The sequence below is a fragment of the Cytobacillus sp. FSL M8-0252 genome, assembly GCF_038007345.1.
Taxonomy (GTDB): Bacteria; Bacillota; Bacilli; order Bacillales; family Cytobacillaceae; genus Cytobacillus; species Cytobacillus kochii.
The window spans coordinates 1,650,711-1,677,470 of sequence record NZ_JBBOWZ010000001.1 but is presented as its reverse complement, the minus strand read 5'-3'; the positions used below and the strand labels follow the sequence as shown (position 1 = coordinate 1,677,470).

The 26,760-nt window shown below is 36.9% G+C and carries 28 protein-coding genes and 2 riboswitches; of the genes, 2 read left to right on the top strand and 26 right to left on the bottom strand.

Annotation, left to right across the window (positions count from 1 at the left end):
• Positions 1–11: 11 nt before the first annotated feature.
• Together MKX83_RS08665 and MKX83_RS08660 are read right to left on the bottom strand one after the other, a co-directional pair.
• A complete protein-coding gene (locus MKX83_RS08665) occupies positions 12–965 on the bottom strand; it encodes an ABC transporter permease (RefSeq protein ID WP_251161307.1) in 954 nt (317 codons plus the stop codon).
• 46 nt (positions 966–1,011) lie between these two features.
• A complete protein-coding gene (locus MKX83_RS08660) occupies positions 1,012–2,019 on the bottom strand; it encodes an ABC transporter substrate-binding protein (RefSeq protein WP_095369874.1) in 1,008 nt (335 codons plus the stop codon).
• Positions 2,020–3,392: 1,373 nt separating this feature from the next.
• Between MKX83_RS08660 and MKX83_RS08655 the strand changes: the two genes are divergently transcribed.
• Positions 3,393–3,644 carry a hypothetical protein gene (locus MKX83_RS08655; protein ID WP_340978402.1) on the top strand — a complete coding sequence of 84 codons (252 nt, stop codon included), beginning with the start codon at positions 3,393–3,395 and terminating at the stop codon, positions 3,642–3,644.
• 238 nt (positions 3,645–3,882) lie between these two features.
• On the opposite strand, the gene isdG is transcribed toward MKX83_RS08655, so the two are convergent.
• From isdG to MKX83_RS08540, 23 genes are all read right to left on the bottom strand, one after another.
• Positions 3,883–4,218 carry a heme oxygenase gene (isdG, locus tag MKX83_RS08650; protein ID WP_341055063.1) on the bottom strand — a complete coding sequence of 112 codons (336 nt, stop codon included), beginning with the start codon at positions 4,216–4,218 and terminating at the stop codon, positions 3,883–3,885.
• A gap of 13 nt (positions 4,219–4,231) precedes the next feature.
• Entirely contained in the window at positions 4,232–4,996 is a 765-nt protein-coding gene (locus tag MKX83_RS08645) for an ABC transporter ATP-binding protein (protein ID WP_341055061.1), read from the bottom strand.
• A complete protein-coding gene (locus tag MKX83_RS08640; protein WP_322909144.1) occupies positions 4,993–5,958 on the bottom strand; it encodes a FecCD family ABC transporter permease in 966 nt (321 codons plus the stop codon). The genes MKX83_RS08645 and MKX83_RS08640 overlap by 4 nt, the downstream gene beginning before the upstream one ends.
• A 37-nt stretch (positions 5,959–5,995) precedes the next feature.
• The gene (locus MKX83_RS08635; RefSeq protein WP_341055059.1) at positions 5,996–6,925 is read right to left on the bottom strand and encodes an ABC transporter substrate-binding protein; all 930 of its coding nucleotides are present in this window, start codon (positions 6,923–6,925) and stop codon (positions 5,996–5,998) included.
• A 6-nt stretch (positions 6,926–6,931) separates the two neighbouring features.
• On the bottom strand, positions 6,932–7,672 hold the full coding sequence (gene srtB / locus MKX83_RS08630) for a class B sortase (protein ID WP_307318692.1): 741 nt from the start codon (positions 7,670–7,672) through the stop codon (positions 6,932–6,934).
• Positions 7,673–7,674: 2 nt separating this feature from the next.
• The gene (locus tag MKX83_RS08625) at positions 7,675–8,445 is read right to left on the bottom strand and encodes an ABC transporter ATP-binding protein (RefSeq protein WP_307318695.1); all 771 of its coding nucleotides are present in this window, start codon (positions 8,443–8,445) and stop codon (positions 7,675–7,677) included.
• Positions 8,435–9,418 carry a FecCD family ABC transporter permease gene (locus tag MKX83_RS08620; RefSeq protein WP_095369883.1) on the bottom strand — a complete coding sequence of 328 codons (984 nt, stop codon included), beginning with the start codon at positions 9,416–9,418 and terminating at the stop codon, positions 8,435–8,437. The genes MKX83_RS08625 and MKX83_RS08620 overlap by 11 nt, the downstream gene beginning before the upstream one ends.
• Before the next feature lie 13 nt (positions 9,419–9,431).
• Positions 9,432–10,325, bottom strand: a complete 894-nt coding sequence (gene isdE / locus MKX83_RS08615) for a heme ABC transporter substrate-binding protein IsdE (protein WP_341055056.1) — start codon at positions 10,323–10,325, stop codon at positions 9,432–9,434.
• Between the two features lie 60 nt (positions 10,326–10,385).
• Positions 10,386–12,179: an NEAT domain-containing protein gene (locus MKX83_RS08610; protein WP_341055054.1), complete on the bottom strand. Its 1,794-nt coding sequence runs from the start codon at positions 12,177–12,179 to the stop codon at positions 10,386–10,388.
• A gap of 2 nt (positions 12,180–12,181) precedes the next feature.
• Positions 12,182–12,808: an NEAT domain-containing protein gene (locus MKX83_RS08605; protein WP_157733747.1), complete on the bottom strand. Its 627-nt coding sequence runs from the start codon at positions 12,806–12,808 to the stop codon at positions 12,182–12,184.
• Positions 12,809–13,485: 677 nt separating this feature from the next.
• Positions 13,486–14,262: an enoyl-CoA hydratase-related protein gene (locus MKX83_RS08600; protein WP_307318708.1), complete on the bottom strand. Its 777-nt coding sequence runs from the start codon at positions 14,260–14,262 to the stop codon at positions 13,486–13,488.
• 152 nt (positions 14,263–14,414) lie between these two features.
• Positions 14,415–15,218 carry an alpha/beta fold hydrolase gene (locus MKX83_RS08595; RefSeq protein ID WP_180316986.1) on the bottom strand — a complete coding sequence of 268 codons (804 nt, stop codon included), beginning with the start codon at positions 15,216–15,218 and terminating at the stop codon, positions 14,415–14,417.
• Between the two features lie 207 nt (positions 15,219–15,425).
• Complete coding sequence (gene ssuE, locus MKX83_RS08590; RefSeq protein ID WP_095369889.1) at positions 15,426–15,974, bottom strand: NADPH-dependent FMN reductase; 549 nt, start codon at positions 15,972–15,974, stop codon at positions 15,426–15,428.
• Positions 15,975–15,987: 13 nt separating this feature from the next.
• Positions 15,988–17,364, bottom strand: a complete 1,377-nt coding sequence (locus MKX83_RS08585) for an LLM class flavin-dependent oxidoreductase (protein WP_341055052.1) — start codon at positions 17,362–17,364, stop codon at positions 15,988–15,990.
• 13 nt (positions 17,365–17,377) lie between these two features.
• Entirely contained in the window at positions 17,378–17,698 is a 321-nt protein-coding gene (locus MKX83_RS08580; RefSeq protein ID WP_095369891.1) for a hypothetical protein, read from the bottom strand.
• A 32-nt stretch (positions 17,699–17,730) separates the two neighbouring features.
• Complete coding sequence (locus MKX83_RS08575; RefSeq protein WP_095369892.1) at positions 17,731–17,898, bottom strand: YezD family protein; 168 nt, start codon at positions 17,896–17,898, stop codon at positions 17,731–17,733.
• A gap of 20 nt (positions 17,899–17,918) precedes the next feature.
• A complete protein-coding gene (locus MKX83_RS08570; RefSeq protein ID WP_157733748.1) occupies positions 17,919–18,068 on the bottom strand; it encodes a hypothetical protein in 150 nt (49 codons plus the stop codon).
• Positions 18,061–18,849, bottom strand: coding sequence for an alpha/beta hydrolase (locus tag MKX83_RS08565; RefSeq protein WP_095369893.1), 789 nt, complete (start codon positions 18,847–18,849; stop codon positions 18,061–18,063). The genes MKX83_RS08570 and MKX83_RS08565 overlap by 8 nt, the downstream gene beginning before the upstream one ends.
• A 257-nt stretch (positions 18,850–19,106) precedes the next feature.
• A riboswitch (SAM riboswitch) is annotated at positions 19,107–19,209 on the bottom strand.
• Positions 19,210–19,292: 83 nt separating this feature from the next.
• Positions 19,293–20,108: a MetQ/NlpA family ABC transporter substrate-binding protein gene (locus MKX83_RS08560; RefSeq protein WP_095369894.1), complete on the bottom strand. Its 816-nt coding sequence runs from the start codon at positions 20,106–20,108 to the stop codon at positions 19,293–19,295.
• A gap of 17 nt (positions 20,109–20,125) precedes the next feature.
• Positions 20,126–21,523: an LLM class flavin-dependent oxidoreductase gene (locus tag MKX83_RS08555; protein ID WP_095369895.1), complete on the bottom strand. Its 1,398-nt coding sequence runs from the start codon at positions 21,521–21,523 to the stop codon at positions 20,126–20,128.
• 158 nt (positions 21,524–21,681) lie between these two features.
• Positions 21,682–21,793: riboswitch (SAM riboswitch) on the bottom strand.
• 61 nt (positions 21,794–21,854) lie between these two features.
• Positions 21,855–23,414 (bottom strand): fatty acid--CoA ligase family protein, encoded by a 1,560-nt coding sequence (locus tag MKX83_RS08550; RefSeq protein ID WP_341055049.1) that lies wholly within the window; start codon positions 23,412–23,414, stop codon positions 21,855–21,857.
• A 208-nt stretch (positions 23,415–23,622) separates the two neighbouring features.
• Entirely contained in the window at positions 23,623–24,609 is a 987-nt protein-coding gene (locus tag MKX83_RS08545; RefSeq protein ID WP_095369897.1) for a lipoate--protein ligase, read from the bottom strand.
• 12 nt (positions 24,610–24,621) lie between these two features.
• Positions 24,622–25,356: an MBL fold metallo-hydrolase gene (locus tag MKX83_RS08540; RefSeq protein ID WP_307318727.1), complete on the bottom strand. Its 735-nt coding sequence runs from the start codon at positions 25,354–25,356 to the stop codon at positions 24,622–24,624.
• Positions 25,357–25,514: 158 nt separating this feature from the next.
• Between MKX83_RS08540 and yhfH the strand changes: the two genes are divergently transcribed.
• The gene (gene yhfH / locus MKX83_RS08535) at positions 25,515–25,649 is read left to right on the top strand and encodes a protein YhfH (RefSeq protein WP_095369898.1); all 135 of its coding nucleotides are present in this window, start codon (positions 25,515–25,517) and stop codon (positions 25,647–25,649) included.
• 501 nt (positions 25,650–26,150) lie between these two features.
• On the opposite strand, the gene MKX83_RS08530 is transcribed toward yhfH, so the two are convergent.
• Entirely contained in the window at positions 26,151–26,729 is a 579-nt protein-coding gene (locus tag MKX83_RS08530) for a TetR/AcrR family transcriptional regulator (RefSeq protein ID WP_095369899.1), read from the bottom strand.
• Positions 26,730–26,760 lie beyond the last annotated feature (31 nt).

Below are 26,760 nucleotides of genomic sequence, written 5' to 3'. Positions count from 1 at the left end.
CTCTCTTCTACTTATTCCATTCCTGCTTGAAGCATTCGTTTTTTCTTTCGTTGTCTCTCTTTTTGCTTCTCAAGAATCTTCGGTAGTACAAGCGCGAAGACGACAATCAATGCCGTAATTAATTTCATATCTCCCGTTTCTAAGAACTCCACGCGTAGCGCTAATGTAACAATAATTCGATACAGAATCGCCCCACCGATAACAGCTAATGTTGCTCGAAAAATTGTTTTTGCACCAAAAATCGCTTCGCCGATAATAACAGAAGCAAGCCCAATAACAATCATGCCTATACCCATGCCGACATCACTGAAACCATTGTATTGTGCCACTAAGCCACCTGATAAAGCTACCAAACCGTTAGATAGCCCTAGACCTAATATTTTTAATGTATCTGTATTCGCTGAAAAGCTACGAATCATCGTTTCATTATTACCTGTTGCTCGAATGGCCAGACCAATATCAGTTTTCAAGAACCAATCAATAATTACTTTGACAAAAAGAGCCAATATCAGCATGAGAATTAAGATTGCCCATGTTTTTGGCACAAAGCCAATGAAAGCTAAGGCGTTATCTAAACCTAATCCTTGCCAAAAATCAGTTAGTTTTGTAATGACGGTTTCCTCTGATAATAGTGGGATATTCGACTTACCCATAATGCGTAGATTAATAGAGTACAAAGCAATCATCATGATAATCCCTGATAATAAAGGATTGATCTTTCCTTTTGTGTGAAGTAATCCTGTCACGCTGCCAGCTAGGAAACCGGCAACGAAAGCTAAAATTGTTGCTAAGAATGGATTCGTTCCTCCTACAATTAAAACGGCAGCAACTGCTCCACCAGTGACAAAACTACCATCAACAGTTAAATCAGGAAAATCTAATACTCTAAAAGATAAATATACACCTAACGCCATTAATGCATAAATTGCACCTGCTTCAATGGAGCCAAATATTGCTGAAGGCATTATGCTCTCTCCCTTTCATCTGTCGTGCTGATTAAGATACCTGTCATTATTCAATAAATTCCGCAGATTCTTCCCATTCAGGATTTAGTTCAACACCCATTGCTTCAGCCGCTTCCTTATTTATAACAAGCTTTAGATTTTGTGGATATTGTACATCCATTTCGCCTGCTTCTTTCTCACCTTTTAATATTTCTGCTGCCATCACACCTGCTTCATAACCGATATCATTATAATCAAACCCGTATGCAGCAAATCCGCCACGAGCGACAGAATCTAATTCACCAACAAAAAGTGGAATTTTCTTATCTGTTGCCACTTGAACGACTGACTCTAGAGCTGTTACTACTGTATTATCTGTAATGATATAAAGGACATCTGCTTTACCGACTAATGATTCTGTAGCTTGTTTTACTTCAGCTGATGTTGAAACAGTTGCTTCAGCTAATTTCAATCCTGTTCCTTCTATAACTTCTTTCACTGTCTCAATTTGCGATACAGAGTTGGCTTCACCCGAATTATACACAACGCCAATTGTTTCAATATCAAAATATTTGTTTATGAATTCTACTGTATTCGGTATGGCATCTGGGTGATTATCTAATGTGCCTGTAATATTTCCGCCAGGTGCTTCCATAGAATCAACAAGTCCGCCACCAACAGCATCTGTTACAGAAGTAAACACAATCGGAATATCCTTTGTAGCATTTAATGCACCTAGTGCACTTGGTGTAGAGTTAGCAAAGATTAAATCCACCTGATCACTTACAAAGTTGTTCGCAATCGATTGATTATTATTTTGATCTCCTTGTGCAACTTGTGTATCAAATTCTACTTCTAATCCCTCATCCTTCAATGCTTGTTGAAAGCCAACAGATGCTGCATCTAAACTTGGATGTTCAGCGATTTGCGTGATACCGACTTGATAGCTTTTCTCACCGCTTTCTCCACTTGCCTCATTCGTTGTTTCTTCAGAGTTTCCGCATCCTGCCAATATTAATGCACTTAATAATCCAGCTGTCGATAATGTTTTCCACCTATTTTTCTTTTTCACTATTCATTCATCCCCTTTACTTTATCGCTTTTATGCTTTTGTGCTTTGGTTCATTAAATTATATACATATAATACTAAGGAGACAAGAACTTTTTATTATTTTCCAAAAATTTATGTTATCTGACACTAAAAAATAGAATGAATTCCATGAAATTGGAACTACAATTAATATATAATTAATTATTATAAATTTTCAATTAATTTAATGTATATTACTACCACTATTGAATAAAAATGATCAGCTAATGGATACCCTTTTCCCAACATACAATTCTACATCGTTTGCATTGAATCCTGCCGTGCTTTCGCTTTTAAGCGAAGTTGTACTTTTTCTGTAGTAATCTTCTACAGTTAATAACTGCTTGGAATAATCTACGTAGGAATCTTGTTGGATAGTAGCTTGTCCTATATAAGACGCCGTAACAGTTGTATATTAATTCATGGCATAATCCAATATCCCTACTTTTAAATCTAATCTAAGCTATGGTACACCCCTCTGTCATTGCTTAAGGCACACCTGGGGTTTCGCTATGTGGTAACCTTCTTGTACACTCGTTGTATCAAATGAAAGGATGCCTCGATACGTGCCTTTATACATCCACTTGCCAACCACTTTTATTGTTACTCCCCCCTCCCCCATCAGCAACGAGCTCCCTACAAAAACTTTTGAATAGTTACCTTGAGCAAAAGAACCTCATTTTCAGTAGTCTTATATTTTTTCTCTCTTCAAACCAATTCCAACAAGTATTGTTATTAGCAGAAGCACTTTTATTAGGATATAAAACGAGAAAACCCCTTATGAAAGCGCATTCATTTTAACATGTCGCAAATTGACTAACAGCTTGCGTGCAGTCATGCAACATCACCATTAACGGAACTTAATCACTCCCTTCATAAGATGATGGCACATATAAGGTAAGTTCTCCTGCCGTATGATCCACTAATACTATAACCAGCTGCTAGTACTGATTCTTTTGGTACAGGGTCAAATACCTTACATACTCATAATAAACTAATTGCCAATAAATTGCATAATTTTTTTACGTTTTTTTCTCCTTAAATCTACTCACTCTATTTTAATTTCTAGAAACTACGAAAGAGTTACAAAGAAATGTCGTTGGCTGTAACGAAATACGAATTTGGTCGTCTAATGAAAAAAGTATTATTAGGGGGGATTTATTTGAAGTGGTTTTTGGAAGTCTAGTTTTTATCATTTTGGTTCTAACAAGTATTCTTGTTTTTTTAGAAACTCTACTCCACCAGTACCTATCATTACAGTAGGTAAAGATAAAATACCTTCTAATCAAGGTTCTTATTGTTGGCATAGTCTCAATAGTGAGATATGTGTAGATGTTGTCTACTCATCACAAATAGAAATGGCCAAAGTCCATAAGCCAACAATCGTTTCCCCTAATGAAGATATTTACATTGAATTTAAATGTAAACCCACCTATCATACTTTCACCATTGAACAATGGACAGATGATGAAATGATAACCTCAAAAGATATGACAAAAGAGACAATAACCTCACCATCAAAAGCAGGGATCTATTATTATCACCTTATTGCTCATTGGAAGGAAGGAACGGTCACTTATGCTTTTACCATCCAGGTCGTAGACAAGTAAGAAGAAAGAGGAGCTCAAATAATGTACAGATTACCATTCATATTTATTATAATGCCCCAGAACACTAAGTTATTTTATGAAGAAACACGTATTTCTAAGTCAGGTTGACCCCCTTTAAACGCTTATTGTCTATACTCAGTGAATGAAAATTTAACTCTCTTGATTATTTCAACATTCAAAAAAAGACACCCCCCAAATAGGATGTCTTTACAATCTTTTTGTAAGGAGCTAAGTAAATTTACCCGACAGAGCTTTCTGTCTCTATCCTTGGCTTGCGACGTAACTTTACTTGATAATAGGTCGTTTTGTTTTTAATAATAAATTCAGGGATTCCGCCTCTATGGACATGGGCATCTTTAAATTCTCGACTTTTCATCCAGCCTTTAAAGCCTGTTGGATCTTCCCATCTTGTAACAATAGTTATTTCTTCATAGTCTTTCGTATTTTCCGTTAACATCACTTCTAAACCAACGAAGCCCGGCATCGTTTCTACCTTACCTTCTCGATTAAATCTCTCAACAAACATATCAGCATTTCCTGGTTGAAGGTGAACAGTATTTGTTACAATATACATCTCAGGTTCCCCCTTAAAATTGATTTGGTTTAATTAATGGCACTTTACCATCAAATATTACATCAGCATCAAGTTTATATACTTTTTTAAGTAATTCTGCATTTAGGATTTCCTTGGGGAGACCGGTTGCGACAATTTCCCCTCCTTGCAGAACTACCATTGAATCACAATACATCGCTGCATATTGGAGCTCATGAAGTACCATGACAATGGTCATTTTAAACTGTTGATTCAGTTCTTTTAGCAATGACATCAGTTCAATTTGGTGTCCGATATCCAAGTAAGTCGTCGGTTCATCCAAGAGCAAAATATTCGTTTTTTGAGCAAGTGCCATCGCAATGCGGACACGTTGCTGTTCTCCTCCCGATAATGTTTGCACAAGACGATCGCTCATATGAGTAATACCAGTTACCTTCATTGCCCAATCAATGATTTCATTGTCTTCTACGTTCTCACTTTTCATCATTTTTTGATAAGGTGTTCTTCCATACGCAACCATTTGTCGCACTGAGAACCCCGGCATCCCCTCCTTTAGCTGAACGAGCATAGCTAACTCTTTCGCTAAATTCTTTCTTGTATAGTTATTGATACTCTCATGATTTATAAGAATATCTCCTCGGTTAGCGGATATAAGTTTCGCTACCAATTTTAATAGTGTCGATTTACCCGATCCGTTCGGTCCGACAATCCCTGTAATTTGCCCTGTTGGAAATGTCAGATGGATATCTTTTAATTGAAAATTCCCTTGATTATACGCGACTTGCTGCAAATCTATCATGCAGAAACCCTCCTCTTCCTTAATAAATAAAGAAAGAATGGTGCACCTATGCAAGCGAGCAATATCCCAACAGGTAACTCAATTGGGTCAAACAATGTTCTTGCTACAGTATCGGCAAAAGCTACTAAACTAGCTCCACCTAGGATTGAAAATGGTAAAAGATAGCGATAATCTTCACCAATAATTAATCGAATCATATGAGGTACGACTAGACCAACAAAACCAATTAACCCTCCAACACTGACCGCGGTTCCTGCTAAAAAAGAGGCCAGCAATATCATTTGCAATCTTGCCCACTCTACATTTTGACCAAGTAGTTTTATTGTTTCGTCACCCAAAAGCATAAGATTCGCTTTCTTAATAGCAAAAAAAGAAAGCAGTAGACCAATAACTGCATATGGCAACATGAATTCAAGATGATACCAACTGCGCCCATTTAAGCCACCAGATAACCACGAGAGAACAGCTTGCACTCGGTCACTATATATGACCATAACACCATTCATTAACGCACCTAAAAGGGCATTCATTGCTACACCTGCCAGAATAATTTTTACTGGAGAAGCGCCTTTTTCCCATGCTAGTAAATAGATGAGTATCGTTGTTAGAAATGCGCCAATAAATGCACCTGCCGGCAATAAATAGCTGTAAGCAGGAAAAACGAGCATCGTTATGACAGCAAGTAAACCGCCACCAGCAGAAACACCAATAATCCCCGGGTCTGCCAATGGATTTTTCATCACACCTTGCAACAAAGCCCCCGAGGCAGCAAGACATGCGCCCACTAGTAAAGCAACTAGTACCCTTGGTAAACGTAAATCGAATATAATCGTCTGATACATTTCCACCCCATTTCCTTGAAAAGCTTGGAGGATTTCAACTAACGGTATGGAAATAGCTCCGAAGGAAATACCTGCATAGATAGATAGTAGTGTAAGGACAATTAGGACCACGAAAGTCAACACGACTTTCCTATTTTTTACTACTTTCAATGATGGTTCACTTCACTTTCAACTTCTCTGAGAGAAAACTGACTGCTTCCACAACCCTTGTGCCAGGATTTGTACCAAATAGGTCAGCAGGTAACACTTCAATTCTGCCGTTTTTCACAGCTTCAATAGAGTTCCAAGCTGCATTTTGTTGCATTTCTTTTATAAACCCATCCCTCACCTCTTCGGGATTCCCGTGGGTCATTAACATGACAAAGTCAGGATTTGCTTCAATAATTCTCTCCGTATTGATTTGCGCATATTGTGGGAAACTCTCTAACGCTTGATAATCTGCAGCAATATTCTCACCGCCTGCATATGTTAGGATATCCCCACTTAAGGAATTCGGTAGAGCGGCCATATATGTTCCTGGCGCACCATAAACAAGTAAAACGCGAGCTGCAGTCGATGGCTGTTCTACCTCTTTTAACTTCGTTTCTAGATCTGACCTTACACTCTTCGCCTCTTCTTCTTTATCTAACATCGATCCATAAAGTGAAATTTGATTCATTATGTCTTCAATTGAATTAGCTTCTGTTAAAATTACTTCTGCTCCTAATGATTCCAATGAAGGTACATCTTTTTCATTCAACGTTCGATTGGCTAATATTACGTCAGGTTTCAGTAATGCTATTCTCTCTAAATTAACTTCATGTGTGGAGCCAATTTGTTGTTCTCCCTCGGCTTCTTTAATCCACGTATCGGCATTCGGTCTGCCAACTACCTTCTCTCCCAATGAATAAATAATATCGACATCACCATTGCTTAATGCGGCTATTTTAGTCGGCTCCTCAACAAAACCGATTTCCCTACCAGCAAAATCTTCTATTGTATATGACGATTCTACTGAAGAGGAGACCGCATGTTCGATATCTTGTACACCACAGCCTACTAAACTAATGGATGTGCCAAGCAAAAAAGCGCCTAACCATTTTCTCATCACTTTTTATCCCCTTTCTACTAACTTCGCATGGACAACTAGCCTTCCTTCTGTTCGATCTAAAGAGTAATCACAAGTTGAAAGGGTGACAATTCTATCATTTCCTGTTATTTGCACATCTGTCTCATGTACAGACTTTTCCTTTAGCGAATGAATAAAGTCGCCATATTCTTTGTCAGATGAAAAATCTGTATCAATATAATAAAAATCAGTCTTCGTTTGATAAACAGAGAAAACTTCCAAATCATAGCCTTGATAAAGCGTATCGTAATAGATGACTGGGTGCTTATTAAAGAAAGATGAATCCAAATACTTCTTCAAACCAGCGAACATTGTACCATCCTTCATTCGATGTCCATATATGACCGTATTAAGATCCTCCTCATCGCTGATATTATTGCGATAATCCATGAAGATACTTCCAGCTCTAGTTTCTTCTCGCAAGTAATTTCTTGTTAAATAGTAGTCATTATCCCGTGTCTGTAATATCGGATAATCAATCGCTGTATCGTCAACCGTAATCCAGCCTATAATATCTTCATTTAATTCTTTTAATGGTTCAAACTGCGCTCTTAATCCCGTTGTTTGCGTATTTGGCTCATGTTCATCTGCCCGATAAATCTCTTGCACATTATTCATGTTTTGCCTGTTCTCATAATAGTCATAAAAAATGAGAAAAAGTTGTGAACCAGCATAGAGGAAAACACCAATAGCCAAAAGGTTAACTAATGTTTTGAGCATTTTCATTGTCATGTTCCTAAAGGAACTAAATACAGTCCCGTACGAATATTATGCTCTACACAAACATCTACGCCATATATATCTTTAATTAAGGATTCGTTGACGATTTCTTGGGGCAGACCAGATGCAACAATTTCACCATCACACATGACAATAAGCTGATCAGAATAGCGTACTGCCTGATTAATATCATGAAGCACCATCACAATCGTTAAACCGTATTCTCGGTTAAGTAATTGAATCAGCTCTAATAATTCCAACTGATAATACATATCCAAATACGTTGTTGGCTCATCAAGGAAAAGCATTTTTGTTTTCTGCGCTAACGCCATCGCTATCCAAACTCTTTGCCGTTCACCGCCAGATAATTGATTCAACTGCCGCTCTCGTTTGTCTTCAAGCTTGGTTAATGAAATTGCCCAATCGATGACTTCCTCATCCTCTAAGGACAACTTTTGAAAGGCTCGCTTATATGGTAATCTACCAAAAGCAATGAGCTTCTCTACTGTTAAATCTATCGGCGCTTCATTTTGCTGGTAGACTGTTCCTACTAACTTTGCGAACTCCTTTGCTTTAAAGTGGTGTATTTGTTTGCCATCGATCATTATCGATCCAGCTGTCAACTTTTCATCTCTTGCTAATAATGATAATAGCGTTGATTTACCGGACCCGTTAGGCCCTATAATGGTAGAGATTTTCCCTGCTGGAAAAACCCCAGTATTGTCTTTTAATATTTGTTTTTCCTTATCGTATGAAAATTGGATGGATTTAAATTCCATAAACTTTATCACTCTTTCTTAATAGAAATATTAAGAACGGCCCACCGATGACAGCCATAATCGTCGAAGCTGGTATCTCTAGTGGAGCGATTAGCGTACGACCTAGTGTATCAGCCGTCAAAATTAATAATGCACCTGCAATAGCAGAAAATGGGATTAATCGTTTATGATCCGTACCGATTAATTGCCTAGCAATATGAGGAACGAGTAAGCCAACAAATACAATGACTCCGGCAACAGACGTTGCAACTGCAGCTAAAAGTACAGCGATGGCTGATATCATTATTCTTGAGACATTGACATTCATACCTAAATTCTTAGCCTTTTTATCTTGCAATGCCAATAGATTACACCATGGACTGACTAAGAATGCTAGCACGAGACCAAGAATGCCGTACATGACAATGATTTCAACCTCTGCCCATGTTTTCATTGTTAACGTAGAGCTATTAGATGGACCGAGGGCGATATTGAAATAACTGCAGATCATTAAGAGTGCTTCTCTTAATCCTGTAAACATTGCGCTAACAGCAATACCCGTTAAGATAATACGTAAAGGACTTAATCCTGATTTCCAGCTCATAGAATAAACGAGAAAACAAGCGATACTTCCCCCAATGAAAGCAAATAACGGCCCACTTATATATAAGCCCGGAAGAAACAACATACCAAACAAAGAAAAGAAGCTCGCCCCGGCAGAAATCCCAATGACCCCTGCATCAGCTAATGGATTCCTCATCACTGATTGAAACAGAACACCCGCTACTGATAGGGCGGCACCAGCAAACATTGCAACGATAATGCGGGGATAGCGTAAATCGCGAATGACAGCTACTTCCTCATTTCCTCCATAAAACAGGTCCATTATTAATTCTTTGATCGTGACAGATACACTTCCACTTAAAACAGAAAAGCCCGTCACTACTAACAAAAGAATGGTTACTATTACAAAATAGAAATTTTTTTTATTCATAAGCTTCTTCCTTTTAATCTACGTATAGTATGTCTACAAGCTCATCAAGTGCGTTTGTTACATTCAAATTAGCGGTTGTGGCAAATAAAGGTTCCCTCAGATCGTATACGCGATTATTTTTAACTGCATTAAAATGTTGCCAAATATTATTGTCTTTGAACTCACTATTAAACATTTCAACTACTTCATCGGGCATCCCATGTGATAATCGCAAAATGACATCAGCATCTGCTTCATGTAAATACTCTGTATTTGCTGATATATATTCTTCGTTAAAGCCAGTAATTGCGTTCTCACCACCAGCAACCTTCACTAAATTACCTACATAAGAGTTTTCTGTTGCCACTAAGTAGCTTCCAGGAATCCCGAGTAAGATTAGTACTTTTGGAGATTGATATTGTGCGGTTTTTTCTTGTACCTCTTCAATTTTACTTTCAACGTTTTGAGATAGAGCTTCTGCTTGAGCTTCACGATGATATGTACCTCCTAATTCCTTGATTGTTGTGATCATACTTTCTACACTTTGAAAGTTGAGAAATTCTGTTTCAATTCCTGCATTTACAAACGAGTCCTTCAAGTCATATTCTAATGTAGTCACTGATAAAACCTTATCAGCATTTAATGTTTTAATGACCTCCATATCAGGCTTCATAGGATTTCCAACCTCGACAACATCTTGATATCGTTCAGGTAGTGGAAATGAAGTGGTAGGTATTCCGACTAAATCCAGCTCCAGTTCGTTCATCACTTCTGCTATAGCAGTAGTTGTTGCAACAATTCTTACTTTTTCCTCTTCTGTTTGACCTTCATCTTTCGCTTCCTTCTCTTCACCTGCAGTCTGTCCGCCTGCACACCCAGCAATGAAAAATAATAGCATGATGTAAAATATTAGTTGAATTCTTTTCATAAGAAACCTCCAAATGGGACTGCTGTTCAAAATGCGAACAGCAGTTTATTACTAAATTCCTTACATACCCATTCCTTTTAATCTGTATTTTCTAAATAAATAGAATCCAGACAAAAGAAGTAATGCTGCATAAATGCCTACTTGAAGATAATTTAATGAATCACCTGTTTTTACATTGGTTACATTTTTTTGATTATCTTTTGGTTGTTCTTGATTATCATTACGGTCAAATGGCAAATGACTATCATTGTTATTTCCACTTCCGCTACCCTTATCTTCCCCAGGAGTGATTGGAGGGGGTGTTTGACCATTACCATCATCGTCAATTTCAACATCCAAGCTCGATACATCTAACACAAATCGAACAGGATAAAGATGTGGTGCACCAATGGCTTCAATAGCAGCTACATATGTTTCTTGGATTGCTTCGATATCAACTGATAATACACGTTCTTCAGCTTCTTCGTCTCTACTTATTTCTTCTAAAGCTACCTTTTCACCAGCAATATCAAATTCAATTGTTCCTAACGTATCAAGCCCCGTCACTTGTGTAAATTGCAGGGAATACTCACCGTCATTTACAGTTAATAAAGCTTCATTCGCAAAATATTTCGCAAATGCAGATTCCGTATCAGAATCTACACCAAGAATAGATAATGGTAATGGATACTCACCATCTGCTAACACATCATCATTTGGTGCTGGCTCATTATCACCTGGTTCTTCTGTGCCTGGTTCTTCAGTTCCCGGATTCTCTCCTCCAGGTTCTTCAGTTCCTGGATCATTTCCAATTGGTTGGATGCTGTCTACATCATACTCAAGTGCTACATCATGAGTACTACCATAAGACATAACCATACGTAAATTAGTCAATTGGTTCACATCTGCTATTTGGAATTTAACTAGTTTTGTTTGTTCTGCAGCGTTCTCACTTACTACTTCTACATCTTCAAAAACATCATTTAATTCTGATTGAAGATTAGTAATTACATGACTTGCCCCTAAGTTGAAAGAAATATAAGGAACACCCTTTGCAATCGTTAACGTCGCTGGGCTTTGGAAAAATCCTGCCCAATTTGCAGGTGCTGGTTGCCCATCATATAACACTTGATATTTGATTGTATATTGACCATCTGCTAACTCTTCATTTCCTGGCTCTTCCGTTCCCGGTTCTTCTGTGCCTGGCTCCTCAGCTCCCGGCTCTTCTGTGCCTGGCTCTTCAGTTCCCGGTCCTTCTGTGCCTGGCTCCTCAGTTCCCGGCTCTTCTGTGCCTGGCTCTTCAGTTCCCGGTCCTTCTGTGCCTGGCTCCTCAGTTCCCGGCTCTTCTGTGCCTGGCTCCTCCGTTCCTGGCTCCTCAGTTCCCGGCTCTTCCGTGCTTGGCTCTTCTGGATTTGGTTCTTCAGGTTGATCTAATTCAACAGTAGTAATTGAATTTTCATCAAAAGAAAGTTGAATGTTATGGGTTCCGTAAGACATGAATAATTTCACATTTGTTGATTGATTCAGTCCATCAATAGGAAATTGATATACTCTTGAAGCCTGGTCTTCACTTACAACTTGGGCATCTTGATAGGTACCATTGGACTCTGTTTGGATCTTTTGCATTACTTGGTTGGCACCATTAATTTTTATCGTGATGCTTAATGCTCCATCTTTTGCTATTAATGATGCAGGATTTTCAAAAAAGCTATTCCAGCTTGCATTAGGCTGACCATTATATAAAATTTGATAATTAATGGTATACTTCCCATTTGCTAAATCTTGCGCAGCATTTACTTTTATTGGTGAGGCATTTTGTAAAACAGCTAAGGCAAGGACAAATAGTGCAACTGTTACTCTTAATAAGCGTTTCATATTTAACCCCTTTTCATTTGTTTTTGATAAGTGAATAAAATAAATAAAGCTGCACCGATAGCTAGTAGAACATAAAGTTGAACATTGTCTCCAGTCTCTGGATTAGCTACAACTTCTTGTTCTTGATTCTGTCCGCTGGTATTATTATCTTCTTCACCACCAGATGAAGCAGGTGCTGTTTCTTGATTATTCGTTGCCGCCTCAATTAACTTTGCATTCGCTTCATCAAAAGACAGTCTAATAGAATACCAGTGATCATAAGAGGCATCTGCAACGACATGAATTTTTGCATTTACAGGTTGAGAAATACTATTTACTGTAAACTGAACTGTTTCATTTTCACCGCTAGTTGATAGCACAGATACATTTTTTGATTCAACTTGGAAATCTTTAATCATGCTGCTCGTTGTTGTTAATTGGACCGTTATTTTGCCACCTTCTACTTTTACTTTTGCTGGCTTAGCAAAATACCCATCTGCCATGGATGCTGAGCCACTATCTGGTTTAATAACTGAGTACGACACAGAATATGTACCATCAGTTAGTGCAGCTGACGTATGTAGGGCTGGAGTAATGACTAAGAATACAATTACTGATAAAAGTAGAGCCGAAAACTTTTTGACTAACAAAAATATACCCTCCTCTATATAATTGATTATCATTCTCAATTATATTGAAATAAAAAAACTTATCTTCACCCTTATACAATAAGCCATAGGAATTTAATTGATTATCATTCTCAACGTTATACAAAAAAATAATATGCCTCCTTCCCCTTTATGGACTAGGTAATTAGGATGATGACCGTTACAACGTAATTGTAGTTGATAATGATTATCATAGTCAATTGTTTTTTCGCAAATATTTAACATTTTTTTCACTTCTTTCGTTCAACACCAAATATTGGTCTATATTTTGGTCGAATGAATACTACCCTACTTTGTCAAGAAGCACATTACTATCTACTTGATTACTAAGCTAAAACATACTCACCTTTTATAGATAGCAAGTATCTTATTTGTGACTTTCCCATATACTTCTTCCTATTTTCTTAGATTTATTTTCCTATTCCGGGTCTAAAGCGTTACGCATGATTTTGCCCAGCTCTCATTTCCGTGAGTGATGCGACAAAATTCCTTTTGCGCGCTTTACAACAAAATGAAGGTATTGTTTTATATGGTGTATGCTAGGTTCTCCTTCTGGTACTGAAGTAAATATATTTAGTTTTTTTACAGCTGTTATTATCTCCACAAAAAAACCTTTAACAACTAATGAACAAATAGTGGTTAAAGGGTTTTTTAAACAGTTAGTTTCCTTGGAAATTCGGCTTTCTTTTCTCTGCGAAGGCTTGTAATGCTTCCACTCTGTCTTTTGTTGGTAGTAACACTTCATAAGCTTTTCTTTCAATATGTAATCCTGTATGTAAGTCAGTATTCATTCCTTGTTTAACAGCAAACTTTGCTTGTTTAAGTGCGATTGGGCCATTATTAAGCATTTTACTCGCAAATTGTATGACTGTATCTAACAATATATCTTCATTACATACCTCATTTACGATACCGTATTGCTGTGCTTCTATGGCTGATAACCTCTTCGCTGTTAGTATTAATTCCATTGCTTTTGTTTCACCAATTAAGCGAGGAAGCCTCTGCGTCCCTCCTGCTCCAGGAATAATAGCTAGACCTGTTTCAGTTAAGCCTACCTTAGCAACATCCGCCGCAAATCTAAAATCACAACATAGAGCAAGCTCTAAACCGCCACCAAACGCAAAACCATTAATAGCTGCAATCGTCGGCTGAGGCAACTCTGCAATCATATTAAAAACGTCCCCCATTTTATATAGGTTTCGCCTTACTTCCTCATCGGTAAGATTTCTTCTTTCTTTTAGGTCTGCACCAACACTAAATGCACGATTGCCCGTCCCAGTTAAAATAACTACTCTCACCTCTGGGTTTGCTCGAACATTTTCTACTTGCTGTTGTAACTCAATTAACGTTTCATAATTAAATGCGTTTAACGCATCAGGACGATTTAATTTTATTGTAGCAATATAATCGTTGATATCTAATTGAATTTGTTCCATACTCTAGCTCCTTTTCTTTTTTAAAAAATATTCATAACAATATTCGCCACTAAATCATGAAAACCCTTTCAAATATAAAACAAAGCCATTCACCTTAAAAAATTACATAGGAAAAACTAGCCTTCCCTATGAAGAAAAGCTAGTTACCTTCTTTATAAACCTTTAATATAGTTATCTACGATTTTGTTAAAAACATCAGTTTCCTCTAGAAAAGGGCAATGACAACTTTCCTCAAATATATGCAGCTTTGCATTCGGTAAAGCATTTAAAAGATGCTTGCCTGCCGCTACTGGTATCAACTTTTCTTCCTTACCAAAGCATAGAAGTGTGGGAATGTCGTAATCGGGTAGAGAGCTACGATAATCAACGACTGATTGATCAAACAGAATGGCACTTGCAACGGAAGCAGGTAATCTTGTCGTTTCTTCAAGCATCCAATCTAGCTCGCTTAGACTTAATTCTTTTTTAAACATTAGTGGAATGAAGCCTTTTAAAAAGGCTTTTTGGTCTCTTTGCACTTCTCTCATAAAACTAGTTAAAGTCTCCATATCAAAGGCGCCTATTGAGAAATCAGGCCATTTAAAATCGGAGGCAAGTTCATCTACGATTACTGTCGATTTAATATGTTTATCACCAAATAACTTTAAGTACTCCCATATGACAAATGCCCCCATCGACCAGCCAACAAGGGTCACATTCTCTAGTTTTAAATTTGTGATAAATTGTCTAATATCTTCGGCATACTGTGCAATGGTATGGCCATGATGGATTTTTTCTGATTGACCATGTCCTCGTAAATCTGGTATTAACACACGATAATCAGTCTTAAAGTATTCTATCTGCTTTTCAAAGAATCGACCACTCATCCATACACCATGAATAAAAATGACTGGTTCACCATTACCTACATCTTCAAAATAAATACTTGTACCGTCACTTAATTTCATTATTGTCACATCATCAACCTCCATTTTAAAAAATTCAATAATAATATAATCTATGCCTCAATCTATAAAAGTAGTGGCAAAACAATAGCTAAAATTTATCTTCTCTTATTTATTATATAACTCTAAATTTTATAAAAATATTGTATCTCAAAGTTTTTTCAAACAATTAAAGGAGCCGAACAAACAGGAGTTGTTCGGCAAAAAATATATTTTCAGTTATTTTAGTTGTAACTCCTTTATAGACAATAAAGAATGCAGACGATTTAATTCTTTATCTAATCTTTCCTTTACATGATTTTCGACAATAAAACGATGTTCTTCTGTTCTTTCAATCTCTTTATCTAAAACATATACACCCTGAAGGACTGTTTCTGCTCCTAAACTGGATATAACTGGTTTCAATGCATAATCAATCATAAGTAAATGTCCGAATGAGCCCCCTATCACAAGCGGTAATACAGATTTATCAACGAAGCCTTTTTGAGGTAATAAATCCAAATAAGCTTTTAGTACACCTGTATAAGAGGCTTTAAATACTGGTGTTAATATAATTACAGCATCTGATTTTTCTACTTTTTCATTCGCTGCGATAATTGCTGGGCTATCAAATTTTGCATGAATTAAATCTTCAGCAGGTAGCTCCCTTACTGTAATTTGCTCATATGGCACGCCCTTTTTGTTTAAAAAAGCAATCGCTTCTTGCTCTAATCCGTTTAAACGGGAATTGTTTGATGTGCTTCCCGATATGATTACAACATTTGTCATCTTCAGATGCCTCCTATTTTGTAACTGTCAACTTACCAAATTTTTTACCATAATGATGCTCTGGCAAATGGTCATACCCAAATAAATTCTTTCTTAAAGTACCTTCTTCATACTCTCTTCTTACGAGCCCCCTATCTTGTAGGATTGGAATGACATGCTCAACGAACTCTTCGAATGTACCTGGAGTGACGGCATATGCAACGTTAAACCCGTCAACTCCTGTCTCTTCTTTCCATCCTTCTAATTGATCAGCAACAGAGTGTGCTGTACCAACAGCCACTTGACCCATCCCGCCAACACCAACAAATTTGGCAATGTCATCGACCGTCCAACTCTTTGTAGAATCTATATTCGTAAATGTTTCAACGATTGACTGAATGGCGTCATTTTTAACGTACTCGATTGGTTGATTTGCTTTATACTCTGAGAAGTCGATACCACTCCACCCCCCAAATAACGCTAATGATCCTTCATAACTAGCATGGTTTTGATAGTCCTCATACTTAACTCTAGCATCTTCCTCTGTTTCACCGATAATAGGCGTGACGAGAGAGAGAATCTTTACTTCACTGGGGTCTCTCCCCTCCGCTCTTACTGCTTCCCTAATTTTATCGACTATTACTTTACCGGCTTCTTTTGTGGGCACACTTATAAAGACCAACTCTGCATGTTTAGCAGCAAACTTTCTCCCTCTTGTAGATGCACCCGCTTGAAAAATAACCGGTGTCCTTTGCGGAGAAGGTTCACATAGATGTGCACCTGGCACCTTAAAATATTTCCCTTCATGGTTAATATCGTGAACTTTACTTGGATCTGTATAGAGCCCTTTTTCCTTGTCTAAAACCACTGCGTCGTCTTCCCAGCTTTGTTCCCACAGTTTATATGTGACATCTAAATATTCATCAGCTATCTCATAACGTTCATCATGGCTGATTTGTTGATCTAGTCCTATATTTAGTGCGGCACTATTTAAATAAGATGTGACAATATTCCAACCTATTCTTCCTTTTGTTAAATGATCGAGAGTGGACATCCTCCTTGCAAATACATATGGATGTTCAAAACTAGTTGAAACCGTTAGACCAAACCCTAAATGTTTTGTTACTTGCGCCATTATAGGAACAACGAAAGCAGGATCATTAACTGGCACTTGTACCCCTTGTTTAACCGCTGCTTCTCTAGAATTTTGATAAACATCATATGTACCAAGCACATCTGCCAGGAAAATGGCATCAAAACGTCCCTTTTCAAGTACTTGAGCCAAATGTGTCCAATATGATATGTCTTTATAAGTGGAAGATTGATCATCCTTATGTGTCCATAGTCCTGGTGATTGATGCCCAGCGCAGTTCATATCAAAAGCATTGAGGTACATTCTTTTCGCGGTCATTTTTAATTCTCCTTTAGTGATCATATTTTATAAAAAACTCATCAAGTGCTTTACTTAAACCACCTTTTCCAAATTTGATTCTCGTTTTATTGTTTCGATTTTCAATTTGATTCGAGGCAAAATCCAAAAACGCGATGACGAACAGTCTCCTAACAATTATTGAATGCAACCCTTTGTCATAAAGCGATTGTTCAACCGTATGGAAGATTCCTTTATTAATATTAAAAGATTGACAACACCATCTAATAAAGTGAAAGTCAGGTAGATTCAAGTACATGCAGCCTGATAGGTTTTTAGCTACATTGGGTGCTTGATTACTAATTGTTGACTGCATGTAACTCACTCCTTTTCATTTGCTCCATTCCATCATTTTTTATTTTGTTGTTTCTTTTTCAGAGCAAATCGTTTCTTCTCGGTAATGTCAATTTGGGTAATATCCCCTTCGTGTACAGTAATGGTGACACAACCATATTCGAGTTCCTTTAATGTTGTGAGAATGGTATGAATTTTATCTTGATCAATGTGTTTTTCCATAAAATTCTCCTTTATGGGACTTATTTTAGTCTTTTTACAAGCTCCTCTATTTCTGTAAGTGTTAACTGTTCTAATTCATGTCGCTTGAACTTTATTTCATCTATAGTAAGCATAAGGTTGATTAAGGTTTGTTTTCTCTTTGCTATCGCTTTTTGTAAAAACTTAGCCAACCTCTTTTCCCCCCCACTCGGTGTTCTTTTTTTCTTCATTCATCGTATCTAGAAATTCTGTTGTATCCTGAATAATTTTGGTCTGATCATAATCCATGGATGCTACATGGTATGAGTTGTAAAGGACTCGAAGCCATTTATGATCTGTTTGAATTTCGATAAAAATACGATCTGTATTCTCTGGAGGTACAACATGATCATGGATAGACTTAAAGCATAATATTGGGCAATGAATTTGAGATAAACTTTTTCCTGCGTCACTCATTACCTTTTGTAAAGAGTGAACTGCTTTTACCGGAATATTATCGTAAGTAATTTCATGTATAGTCGGATTTTTGATATCTGGGCTACCTTCGTCAATATAGTGTTTCTCATCGTAATATCTTAAATACTCGTAATCTGGTAATGTCAGTGCAGTATTAATTAGGATCAGACCATCCAGCTCTCCATATTTCTTAGCTAACAACAGCGCTAATGCACCGCCCATAGATTGACCTAAACAATAGACTTGTTTGCACTTCTCCTTTAATTGCTTATAAGCTGTAACAACATCATTGAACCAATCATCATAACCATATAACTCTAAATCTCTGCTTTTTGTTCCATGTCCCGTGAGCCTTGGGGCATGAACAGTAAAACCCCTATTTGCAAGTTCCGCACCCAAGTCCTCAATGCTCTGCGGTGTTCCAACAAAGCCATGAATGAGGAGAATACCAATGTCCCCACCTTCATAATAAAAAGAATCTGCACCTGGTATAACTGTTGATTCTACTCTTTTCATTTTTTCGTCCTCCTTTATATTGCAACATTTTGGTGGACAATGGTTGACTACCATTGCCGATTTTTCCCGTTGATGTAAATCTAGCTGCACTACTGCCTTTGGAGGTCCAATCAGCAACTTTAATTCCAACTTAACAAATAGGTTTAATCAGTTTAAAAACAGCATTTGTATAGAGGAGATCATCCCTTGGTGATTAAATCATGCAAAATAAAAAACCTCTTCTGACAAGAAGAGGTTAAAGTTCCGTTCTTTATCTCTCCTTATCTTTCAAGCAACAGCTTGCTGGAATTGGCACAGTGCAATAAATTGCCTGTTGCCGAGGCTTCAAAGGGCCAGTCCCTCCACCTCTCTGGATAAGAAAAATCATATTAAATTTTATATCATTTACTCTATAATATTTATCAATATTTGTCAATTATTTTTTAAAAATTAAGATGATTTACTCATTCGCCCATCCATTCTGGTTTATGAAAACCTTTAAAGTTTTCTTCAATTACTTTTGCAAATTCCTCCGACTCTATGGCTTCAATGATATCCTTTGCCATTTGGGCGTCCTTATCTTCTTTACGAACAACAATCCTATTTTGGATTTCCTCAGGAATTTGATCCCGATAAATTGCTGTTGTTAAATCTAATCCTGCAGCAACCGCAAAGTTACCATTAACAGCAGCAAGATCAACTGATTCAAGAGACCTTGGCAGTTGGGCTGCATCTACTTCATGGAATTTCAAATTTTTCGGGTTAGATAATACATCATTTACTGTTGCATTGACTGGGTTTATATCATCTTTCAATTCTATTAAACCAGCATCACGCGCAACTGTTAATCCTCTCGCTAAGTTTGTAGGATCATTAGCAATGGCCATCGTGCTGCCATCTTTCACTTCTTCAAGGGAGTTGAATTTTTCTGAATAAATACCAATTGGAGCTGTAGGAACAGAAATAATATCTACTAGATCCATCCCTTTTTCAGTGTTAAAATTCTCTAAGTACACTTTATGTTGAAATAAATTACCATCCAAATCTCCACTATCTAAAGCAATATTCGGTTGAACATAATCATTAAATTCCTTTACTTCTACTTTGTACCCTTTTTCCTCAAGTAGTGGTGCTACACCTTGCTCAAGCATATCACTATAAGGAACTGTCGCCCCTAAGACCATCTCTTTCTTTTCTTCGCCGGATGAACCTGATGTCCCACATGCACTTAAAACAGTGCAACAAGTCAGTACAAAAAATAATAACCAAACTTTTCTCATACCCTTCACCTCTTATTTTAATTATTTATCTTTTCACCTTTACGATATTTACTTCCTGGATGACCACTCGGTAAAAGGGGCGAGCCATGAGTAAAAAGCTTTTCTCTTAACGTACCCTTTTTGTATTCCTTTTTATATAAACCACGTTCTTGTAGAATCGGAATAACAAGCTCAATAAAATCTTCCAAATCTGCTGGCGTTACTAAATGATTTAAATTAAAACCATCGACACCAGAGGCTTCAAACTGATATTGAATTTGGTCTGCTACTTCTGATGGATTGCCGACAATTATATTGTCTCTATCTAATCCTTCTAATTTTGAAATCGCTTCTTTAATCGATAGTTTTTTCTTCGCATCTTTCGTTAATGAAGCAGCTTTATAATGCCCATGCTCTGTAGCTTTAAATTCAAATGGGTTATCTAACTCATCCTTTGTAAATTCCGCAACATTATAACCGCTTGCGCCCCCAAACTGTGCTTTCGCTGCATCTGCACTCCATAATTGGTTGTATTCAGCAAATTTCTCTTCCGCTTCTTCAGTTGTCTTACCTACGATGACTGTTAGGAAAGTGAATATTTTAATATCTTCCGGATTCCTGCCATATTCTTCCGCTTGTTTTCGAATATCCTCTGTATAATGTCTTACTCTTTCAGGTGTTGGCCCACCTACAAATACACATTCTGCATGTTTTGCTGCAAAAGCACGTCCTTTAGGAGAAGTCCCTGCTTGATATAAAACAGGTGTTCTTTGTTGTGACGGTTCTGTTAAATGCGGTCCTTCGACATCAAAATATTCTCCTTTATGGTGAATTTCATGGATTTTCTTACGGTCGATTAATACCCCTTGTTCTGTATCTTCTATCACTGCTCCATCTTCCCAGCTTGATTCCCACAGTTTATAAACGACATCCATATATTCATCGGCAATTTCATAACGCTTATCGTGTTTGATCATATCTTTGAAACCAAAATTTCTTGCTGCATTAGGAAGATAAGAAGTAACGATATTCCATGCCACTCTTCCTTTTGTCAAATGATCTAATGTGGAAAACCGTCTTGCCTGCCCAAAAGGTGGCTCATATGTTGTACTCACCGTTAATGCAAATGACAGATGCTCTGTCACTGCTGCCATAGCAGGGATGACAAACGCCCCATCATTAACAGGAAACTGTAATCCATCGTTAATTGAAGGTTCTTTACTTTCTTTATACGTATCATAAACACCTAATACATCCGCAAAAAAGACAGCATCGAATTTTCCCTTCTCGAGTGTTTTGGCTAATTCCATCCAATAATTAATATCTTTATAGGCACGATGTCGTTTGGAATCTTTATGCTTCCATAGCCCATGAGAATTGTGCATTGCACTTGTCATTTCAAATGCATTCAATATCATTTGTTTTTTATAACTCATACTGCCATTACCTCCTCTAATACTTCTACAAAAGAAGCATAATAATGTATTTATCAATTGTGCTAAGAATGTTTATCGCTTTTGGTGGTCCAATCAGCCATAAAAAAACCTCTTCCAAAAAGGAAGAGGTAACGTACGCTCATAAATATTTCATTCTCTTCCTATCTTTCAAGCTAAATGCTAGCTTGCTGGAATTGGCACAGTACTTGCAATGCTAAGTCTGTTGCCGAGGCTTCGTAGGGCCAGTCCCTCCACCTCTCTAGATAGTGGTTATTTAATTGATATAGTTACTCTAAAATATTTAGAATCTTTTGTCAACATGTTTTTTAACTTATGCTTCCTGATTTTCTAGTACCTTTTTCTTAAGAGCACGTCGCAGTATCTTTCCTGTTGTATTCTTCGGCAATTCTTCTAAAAATTCTATAGAGGAAGGAATTTTGTATTTGGCTAACTTTTCTTTACAATAAGTCAATAAATGTGCCTCTGTTAAATTTTCAGTTTTAGGTACAATATAGGCTAAAACTTTTTCTCCTGTATTCTGATCAGGTACACCTAAAACAGCCGCTTCTACAATGTCAGGATGGTCATAAAAAACCTCTTCTACTTCCCTTGGATACACATTATAGCCACCAACAATTATCATATCTTTCTTACGGTCAACAATGTAGAAGTATCCTTCTTCGTCCCTCTTAGCTAAGTCACCTGTATATAACCAATTTTCCTTTAAACAGGCAGATGTTTCTTCAGGCATTTTGTAATATCCTTTCATAACGTTAGGGCCTTTCACAACAAGCTCCCCTACTTCACCTACAGCGACCTCTTCTCCTAATTCATTAACTACTCTATTTTCAACATGAATAATAGATGTGCCAATCGACCCCGGTTTCCGTGGACGATCTAGTGGGTTAAAGCATGTGACCGGAGAAGCTTCTGATAAGCCATAGCCTTCAGAAATAACCACATTGAATTTCTTCTCAAAATTTTCTAACAATGCAACAGGAAGTGAAGCACCTCCAGAAATACATAATCTCATAGATTGGAAGACACCAGGGTTGCCTTCAGGATATTGATAAAGAAAATTATACATTGTAGGCACGCCGGCAAAAACAGTTGGCTTGTATTTTTCCGCTAAACGGAAAATTTCTTTCGGACTAAATTTAGGGTCTATTAAGATTGTTGCTCCACTTATCAGAGGTGCATTCAGAGCAACAGTTAAGCAAAACACGTGAAACATAGGTAAGGTTGTAATCACCGTATCACGTTCATTAATCTGCAAATAGTCCGCGACATCACTCGCATTACTATACAGGTTACGATGAGTTAACATGGCTCCTTTAGGTTTGCCTGTTGTTCCTGATGTATAGAGTATAATCGCGACATCATCGGGTGTAACATCTGCATCAACAAATGTTACATCTCCATTGGAAACAAGCTCTGAAAACGATTTCAATTTAGGAAATACCGACTTATCTCCCAGAGCTGGAAGTCCACTTGTTTGACCGGTTTCGCAGACAGTATAATGCTTAATATCTGTTAATAAATGATGCATTTTTTCTGCTAATGGTAATAATTGCTCAAGCATAATCACCGCTTTTACATCACCATCTCTTAAAATATAGCCAATTTCTTCAGGCGTATAGATAGGGTTTATCGGTATGACCTTTGCTCCTAGCTTTAACGCACCATATAAACTAATAACAAAATGCGGCGAATTACCAAGTAGCAAGGCAATATGATCACCTTCTTTAATACCTAATGACGAAAGTCCTGATGCAAACCTTGTTACTTGTTCATCGAGCTTTGCGTATGTACATGCTTGATCCATAAAATAATACGCATTTTTTTCCCCATTTTCTAAGGCAATCTTGTGAAGCTGACTTGTTAAATTCAAGTTTCTCCCTCTTTTCTGAATGAATAGTCATTCATTTTTATAATATAAATTTTCTAAATTTATTATATTAAAAGAAATTTCAGGATTCAAGTAGTCTACGGATATCTACTCTATTTTTTTCTTTATAATAAAATAAAAAGCATAAAAGTTCTTCATCCTAAACGGTGAAAATACTTTCATGCCTTAGTAAAAACAGACTGATACAGCTCTAATAAACTAAATTTACAAAGTCTTCTATAGTGATATTACCGAAATAATGTTTTATATTTACACCAGCTAGCGCCTTTTCAATTTCGCTTTTTTCGTAGCGGATGCCTTCTAACTTTTCTTCAATATCGGTTACATCTCCGACACCAAAGAAATCACCGTAAATTTTACATTCAGTAATTTGTCCTTTTGTTACATTCAGTCTAATGTCAATAGAACCCACTGGGAATCTTTTAGAATGCTCATAATCAAATTTTGGTGACTTGCCATAGTTCCACTCCCAATTTTGATATCTTTGTTCTGAGATTTTGTGAATTTCTTCCCAGTCTTTTTCTGTTAGGCGATATTCACTTACTTCACTACCTTCAAAAATATGATGTAAAATTAGCTGTCTAAATTCTTCGATAGAAATTTTTTCAGTTAAAAATTCAGAGATGTTTGCTACCCGGCTACGAATAGATTTGATTCCTTTTGATTCAATCTTATCTTTTCTCACTTTAAGTGCAGAGACAACATTTTCAATTTCTGAATCGAGCATTAATGTTCCATGGCTAAACATTCTCCCTTTTGTAGAGAACTGTGCATTTCCAGAAATCTTTCTCCCATCTACTGTCAAATCATTTCTACCGCTTAATTCTGCATTTACACCTAACTTTTTTAGAGCAGTAATTACTGGTTCAGTGAATTTTAAGAAATTATGAAAGCTTTCGCCATCATCCTTTGTGATGAAACTAAAGTTTAAATTACCAAGATCATGGTATACAGCACCGCCACCAGATAAACGGCGCACCACATGCAGTCCATTTTTTTCAACGTATTCTGTATTGATTTCTTCAATCGTATTTTGGTTTTTACCAATTATGATAGATGGTTTATTTATGTAGAACAATAGATATGATTCATTAATATCTAAATTCTTCAACGCATATTCTTCAATAGCTAAATTAATGCGAGGATCTGTAATTCCTTGATTATCTATAAATTTCATGGTACCACTCCTTTAAATTTCAAAAGTCATGCCAAATGCGGCTAGACTAATCGGTCCTTTGTACTCTGTTAAAGCTTCATCCTTTAACGATTCTATATTACCATAATGGGGCAAATGGGTTAATAGAAGATGCTTCACTTTAGCTATTTGTGCTAACCGACCAGCATCATAGCTATTCATATGTCCCGCATTTTTACCTTCTTGATGTCCATAAAAATTACACTCACATAGAAGTATATCTGCTTCATGAGCAAACCCTTCTAACTCTTCTTTATATGAGGTATCACCTGTATATACAATTACTTTATTATCTACTTTTATGCGCATCGCAAAGCATAATACAGGGTGGTTAGTCCGTTGAAAAGTAATTGTAAAGGGGCCAACTGTTAATGGTAGGCTCTCTTTAATAGGTACACCTTCTGAGATATTTTTATAATTTAATTTTTGGAATTCATATTCATTTTCATCATGCCCATAAATCGGTAAAATACTTGTTTTTTTTCCTAAGTACCCTTGAATTAAACGAGCATGTTGAAGTACACCTATATCAGCATGATGATCTGGGTGGTAGTGGGAAAGTATGACTGCGTCTAACTCCTCTGGTTGTTTAATCTCTTGCATTTTGGATATAACAGCACTTCCACAGTCAATTAATAATGTAAAATCATCATGCTCTAATAAGTACCCCGCAGTTGCTTCTCCCACTTTTGGATAACCTCCACATGCACCTATAACCGTTAACTTCATTGCATTTCCCTCCTTTTGATTCATCTCTAACTATACTAAATAATGCCCATTTTTTCATTTTTTCTAATTTGTATTGAAACAGTTGTTGACTATATTAAACTGTTATAATACAATGTAAATATCAAAACAATTCAATTAACGATTAGGAGGCTTCAACCATGGTTCAAAACATTTTAGATTTCTTTAGGAATCTCCCACAAAAGCAATGTACTGAATGCGGGAAGTCCATCGAAGAGCAACATGAATGTTACGGTAATAAGTGTGACCATTGTTTAGGTGTCTCAGATTTATAGAATGCTAGTTTCCATCCCTTAATATATAACCATTGGAAGAAGAAGGCCTGCTCCCCTTAGCAAGTCTTCTTTTTGTTTTACTCCAACAAGCCTTCTAGTATGAATGACTTTTGAATCCAGGTGTAAAAAGAATAAATACTGTTACAGGAAACCTCAGCTTGGCATTTCTTTCTGGTTTTTGATCTGAGTGAGACGCAAATCACCTTTGCTCAGCTCTCATTTCCAATTTCCGATTTTGACTGACTTGGAAACTCTATTTGCTCGGCTTCATTTGTGTTATTCAAACAGAATGACTTATTTAAGTCCGGACTCTCTTACCCCGCTGAGTGAAGATTGGTTTTGCTGGAGTGAGCTAATTCATACAATATTTTAGCGCTGCTTAGATTTACCTTTTAAATAAGCACAGTGAAATAACTGTTATCTAAAATCACTTTATTAGAAACAAAAAAACCAGCCCACACTTGATGTGCGAGCTGATTTGATGATGATTCCATCCTACATTCATGATTTTATAAGCCCTTTAAACACATACCTTTCCATAAGCTCAGCGATTTCACTTTTCGAAAGTGGGGCATGCTGTCTTTCCCAATCAAAAATGAGTGATATGTATAACTTTAACATAATAAAGGCAGTCAATTCAGGGTCGCACGGCTCGATTTCTCCTTTATCAATACCTAATGTTTTTACCTTTTCTCCTATATAAGAAATGATTTCTCTTTCCATTTTGTTCGTCATCTCTATAACTGCAGTGGTCCCCATTTCTTTTCCCTCTTGGAACAGCTTAATTGTTAATTGATGCTCTAGTCTATATTCCAAAATGCGATATAGAGCTAAATGTAAATTTTCTTGTAAAGATAAATCTGGTGACAAAACCTGCTCTGCCTCTATTTTCATTTCTCTAATAAGTGCCGTAATAATTTCATCAAATAATTCTTCTTTATTTTTAAAAAAAGTGTATATAGTCCCTTTTCCTACATTAGCAATTTTGGCTACTTGCTCCATTGTTGTAGCTTTATAGCCAAAAAGAGAAAATGATTTTGTGGCAGCTTGAATAATTAATTGTTTACGGTCAACGGCCATTTACTTCTCCCCTCTCTATGACCAAACTGTT